This window comes from Pseudoclavibacter sp. RFBI5 (assembly GCF_002931395.1).
Classification (GTDB): Bacteria; Actinomycetota; Actinomycetes; order Actinomycetales; family Microbacteriaceae; genus Pseudoclavibacter.
Window position 1 is genome coordinate 1 of record NZ_PSYA01000022.1, and the last position, 5,606, is coordinate 5,606.

Consider the following 5,606-nt stretch of genomic DNA (forward strand, 5'->3'; position numbering starts at 1 on the left):
CGATTCTTGAGAACTCAACAGCGTGCACTATGTCAAATGCCAATTTGATCCCGTGCCTCTTCCTTTGGAGGGGGTAAGGATTCCTTTTGGAAACATATTTGGACAATACAAGTCAGTACTGAACTTTCGGGTTTGGTGTTGTTTTGTTTTTTGTCAGTTTCAAACTTGTCATCGCACTTCGGTGTGGTGGCGTGATGTTTACCGGCGAGCCTTTGGGTTTGTTTGGTTGTTATTCATTTACGGAGAGTTTGATCCTGGCTCAGGACGAACGCTGGCGGCGTGCTTAACACATGCAAGTCGAACGATGAAGCCCAGCTTGCTGGGTGGATTAGTGGCGAACGGGTGAGTAACACGTGAGCAACGTGCCCATAACTCTGGGATAACCTCCGGAAACGGTGGCTAATACTGGATATCTAACACGATCGCATGGTCTGTGTTTGGAAAGATTTTTTGGTTATGGATCGGCTCACGGCCTATCAGCTTGTTGGTGAGGTAATGGCTCACCAAGGCGACGACGGGTAGCCGGCCTGAGAGGGTGACCGGCCACACTGGGACTGAGACACGGCCCAGACTCCTACGGGAGGCAGCAGTGGGGAATATTGCACAATGGGCGAAAGCCTGATGCAGCAACGCCGCGTGAGGGATGACGGCCTTCGGGTTGTAAACCTCTTTTAGTAGGGAAGAAGCGAAAGTGACGGTACCTGCAGAAAAAGCACCGGCTAACTACGTGCCAGCAGCCGCGGTAATACGTAGGGTGCAAGCGTTGTCCGGAATTATTGGGCGTAAAGAGCTCGTAGGCGGTTTGTCGCGTCTGCTGTGAAATCCCGAGGCTCAACCTCGGGTCTGCAGTGGGTACGGGCAGACTAGAGTGTGGTAGGGGAGATTGGAATTCCTGGTGTAGCGGTGGAATGCGCAGATATCAGGAGGAACACCGATGGCGAAGGCAGATCTCTGGGCCATTACTGACGCTGAGGAGCGAAAGCATGGGGAGCGAACAGGATTAGATACCCTGGTAGTCCATGCCGTAAACGTTGGGCGCTAGATGTGGGGACCATTCCACGGTTTCCGTGTCGTAGCTAACGCATTAAGCGCCCCGCCTGGGGAGTACGGCCGCAAGGCTAAAACTCAAAGGAATTGACGGGGGCCCGCACAAGCGGCGGAGCATGCGGATTAATTCGATGCAACGCGAAGAACCTTACCAAGGCTTGACATATACCGGAAACGTTCAGAAATGTTCGCCCCGCAAGGTCGGTATACAGGTGGTGCATGGTTGTCGTCAGCTCGTGTCGTGAGATGTTGGGTTAAGTCCCGCAACGAGCGCAACCCTCGTCGTATGTTGCCAGCACGTAATGGTGGGAACTCATATGAGACTGCCGGGGTCAACTCGGAGGAAGGTGGGGATGACGTCAAATCATCATGCCCCTTATGTCTTGGGCTTCACGCATGCTACAATGGCTGGTACAATGGGCTGCAATACCGCGAGGTGGAGCGAATCCCAAAAAGCCAGTCTCAGTTCGGATTGGGGTCTGCAACTCGACCCCATGAAGTCGGAGTCGCTAGTAATCGCAGATCAGCAACGCTGCGGTGAATACGTTCCCGGGCCTTGTACACACCGCCCGTCAAGTCATGAAAGTCGGTAACACCCGAAGCCGGTGGCCTAACCTTTTGGAGGGAGCCGTCGAAGGTGGGATCGGTAATTAGGACTAAGTCGTAACAAGGTAGCCGTACCGGAAGGTGCGGCTGGATCACCTCCTTTCTAAGGAGCACTTAGCACGCATCCTTTTGGGTGTGGAGCTGAAGTCATTTCGGTCGCGAATGTCGATCGGTGGCGCTCATGGGTGGAACATTTGACTATTCGGTGCTCAGCGTGATGCTGGTTTAGTACGCCTCTTTTTGGGGTTGGAACGGCTGGTGTTGTGTTGGGTGCTGGTGTGCACGCTGTTGGGTCCTGAGGGACCGGGCCTGCTGTCGTCTTCGGATGGTGGTGGATCGGACTCTTGGGCCTTCGTTCGCCGGCTTTGTGTTGGTGGGTGTTGGTACCGATCGTATGTTGAGAACTACACAGTGGACGCGAGCATCTTGAATGCCGCGAATGTCGCCTTTGGGTGGTGTTTGTGGTGTTCAGCAATTTTAGTCAAGAGTTTCTGAGAATGAAATGATTGGCTACTCATGTGTAAATCAAATCTTTAAGAGCAAACGGTGGATGCCTTGGCATCTGGAGCCGAAGAAGGACGTAGAAATCTGCGATAAGCCTCGGGGAGTTGATAATCGAACTTTGATCCGAGGATTTCCGAATGGGGAAACCCCGCCAGGCCCCTTGTGGTGACCTGGTGACTCCCGCCTGAATATATAGGGCGGGTAGAGGGAACGTGGGGAAGTGAAACATCTCAGTACCCACAGGAAGAGAAAACAACAGTGATTCCGTTAGTAGTGGCGAGCGAACGCGGATCAGGCTAAACCGGTCGTGTGTGATACCTGGTAGGGGTTGCACGGTCGGGGTTGTGGGACTTTTCATGCTGCTCTACCAGGCAGTGGGCGTGACAATAGCGTATAGACGAACAGCTTTGAATGGCTGACCAGAGGGGGTGCGAGTCCCGTAGTCGAAATGCGTGTATTGACGTTGAAGAGTATCCCAAGTAGCACGGGGCCCGAGAAATCCCGTGTGAATCTGTCAGGACCACCTGATAAGCCTAAATACTCCCAGATGACCGATAGCGGACAAGTACCGTGAGGGAAAGGTGAAAAGTACCCCGGGAGGGGAGTGAAATAGTACCTGAAACCGTTTGCTTACAATCCGTCGGAGCAGCCTTGTAGCTGTGACGGCGTGCCTTTTGAAGAATGAGCCTGCGAGTTAGTGATATGTGGCGAGGTTAACCCGTGTGGGGCAGCCGTAGCGAAAGCGAGTCTGAATAGGGCGATTCAGTCGCATGTCCTAGACCCGAAGCGAAGTGATCTATCCATGGCCAGGTTGAAGCGAAGGTAAGACTTCGTGGAGGACCGAACCCACCTAGGTTGAAAACTGGGGGGATGAGCTGTGGTTAGGGGTGAAAGGCCAATCAAACTTCGTGATAGCTGGTTCTCTCCGAAATGCATTTAGGTGCAGCGTTGCGTGTTTCTTACCGGAGGTAGAGCTACTGGATGGCCGATGGGGCCCAAAAGCTTACTGACGTCAGCCAAACTCCGAATGCCGGTAAGTGAGAGCGCAGCAGTGAGACTGTGGGGGATAAGCTTCATAGTCGAGAGGGAAACAACCCAGACCACCAACTAAGGTCCCAAAGCGCGTGCTAAGTGGAAAAGGATGTGGAGTTGCACAGACAACCAGGAGGTTGGCTTAGAAGCAGCCACCCTTGAAAGAGTGCGTAATAGCTCACTGGTCAAGTGATTCCGCGCCGACAATGTAACGGGGCTCAAGCACGCCACCGAAGTTGTGGCATTCATATTTATAGACAGGCCTTCGTGGTCCAGTCGTGTGGATGGGTAGGAGAGCGTCGTGTGGCGAGTGAAGCGGCGGTGGAAACCAGCCGTGGACGCTACACGAGTGAGAATGCAGGCATGAGTAGCGAAAGACGGGTGAGAAACCCGTCCTCCGAATGATCAAGGGTTCCAGGGTCAAGCTAATCTGCCCTGGGTAAGCCGGGACCTAAGGCGAGGCCGACAGGCGTAGTCGATGGACAACGGGTTGATATTCCCGTGGCCGGCGAAAAACCGCCCAAGCTAATCCAGTAGTGCTAAGAGTCTGAATCTCTTCGTCCGCCTTCGGGTGGGTGGGGAGCCTAGCGCTCGACCCCGTTCTGGTGCGGTTAGCGTATTAACAGGTGTGACGCAGAAAGGTAGCCGAACCGGGTGATTGGTTGAATCCGGGCAAGGACGTAGGGTGAGTGATAGGCAAATCCGTCACTCGTGAAGCCTGAGATCTGACGCGGAACTCACTTATGTGAGGTAGTCGGTGATCCTCTGCTGCCAAGAAAAGCATCGACGCGAGGTTTTAGTCGCCCGTACCCCAAACCGACACAGGTGATCAGGTAGAGAATACCAAGGAGATCGAGAGAATCGTGGTTAAGGAACTCGGCAAAATGCCCCCGTAACTTCGGGAGAAGGGGGGCCTGAGGCGTATAGGGATTTACTCCTGAAAGCGCATTGATGGCCGCAGAGACCAGTGGGAAGCGACTGTTTATCAAAAACACAGGTCCGTGCGAAGTCGCAAGACGATGTATACGGACTGACGCCTGCCCGGTGCTGGAAGGTTAAGAGGAAGGGTTAGCTTCGGCGAAGCTCTGAATTTAAGCCCCAGTAAACGGCGGTGGTAACTATAACCATCCTAAGGTAGCGAAATTCCTTGTCGGGTAAGTTCCGACCTGCACGAATGGCGTAACGACTTCCCAGCTGTCTCAACCGCGAACTCGGCGAAATTGCATTACGAGTAAAGATGCTCGTTACGCGCAGCAGGACGAAAAGACCCCGTGACCTTTACTACAGCTTGGTATTGGTGTTCGGTGTGGCTTGTGTAGGATAGGTGGGAGACTGTGAAGCGGGCACGCTAGTGTTCGTGGAGTCGTTGTTGAAATACCACTCTGGTCATTCTGGATATCTAACTTCGAACCGTAATCCGGTTCAGGGACAGTGCCTGGTGGGTAGTTTAACTGGGGCGGTTGCCTCCTAAAGAGTAACGGAGGCGCCCAAAGGTTCCCTCAACCTGGTTGGCAATCAGGTGGCGAGTGTAAGTGCACAAGGGAGCTTGACTGTGAGACTGACAAGTCGAGCAGGGACGAAAGTCGGGACTAGTGATCCGGCAGTGGCTTGTGGAAGCGCTGTCGCTCAACGGATAAAAGGTACCTCGGGGATAACAGGCTGATCTTGCCCAAGAGTCCATATCGACGGCATGGTTTGGCACCTCGATGTCGGCTCGTCGCATCCTGGGGCTGGAGTAGGTCCCAAGGGTTGGGCTGTTCGCCCATTAAAGCGGCACGCGAGCTGGGTTCAGAACGTCGTGAGACAGTTCGGTCTCTATCCGCTGCGCGCGTAGGAAATTTGAGAAGATCTATCTTTAGTACGAGAGGACCGAGATGGACGAACCTCTGGTGTGTCAGTTGTTCCGCCAGGAGCACCGCTGATTGGCTACGTTCGGAACGGATAACCGCTGAAAGCATCTAAGCGGGAAGCCGGCTTCAAGATGAGATTTCCATCCCTTCGGGGGAGAAGCTCCCAGTAGACGACTGGGTTGATAGGCCGGATGTGGAAGCACAGAAATGTGTGGAGCTGACCGGTACTAATAAGCTGATGATTTGATAAAACATGCACATGAATGTTGTTGCTGTTCGCGTCCACTTTGTGGTTCTCGATAGACGATCGAGGATCGACCATGTGTCGCACCTGTTTGGGTGTGGTGTGTGGTTCGGAACATGATTGGTTATCCATAGTGTTTCGGCGGTCATAGCGAGAGGGAAACGCCCGGTTACATTCCGAACCCGGAAGCTAAGACTCTCAGCGCCGATGGTACTGCAGGGGGGACCCTGTGGGAGAGTAGGTCACCGCCGGACTTCTTCATAAGCCGGGGTTGGTTGTTGAGTGAGCAGAGATGCTCCTCGATGACCAACCCCGGCTTTTTT

3 rRNA genes are annotated in these 5,606 nt (G+C 53.7%); all 3 read left to right on the forward strand.

Annotated elements, in window-relative coordinates:
- The first annotated feature begins 236 nt into the window (after window positions 1–236).
- The 3 genes from C5E06_RS18805 to rrf all read left to right on the forward strand — a co-directional run bounded on the left by C5E06_RS18805 (window position 237) and on the right by rrf (window position 5,537).
- A 16S ribosomal RNA gene (locus tag C5E06_RS18805) occupies window positions 237–1,756 on the forward strand.
- A gap of 420 nt (window positions 1,757–2,176) precedes the next feature.
- Window positions 2,177–5,290 (forward strand): 23S ribosomal RNA (locus tag C5E06_RS18810).
- 130 nt (window positions 5,291–5,420) lie between these two features.
- A 5S ribosomal RNA gene (gene rrf, locus C5E06_RS18815) occupies window positions 5,421–5,537 on the forward strand.
- Together the 16S, 23S and 5S rRNA genes form the textbook arrangement of a ribosomal RNA operon.
- Window positions 5,538–5,606: the final 69 nt, after the last annotated feature.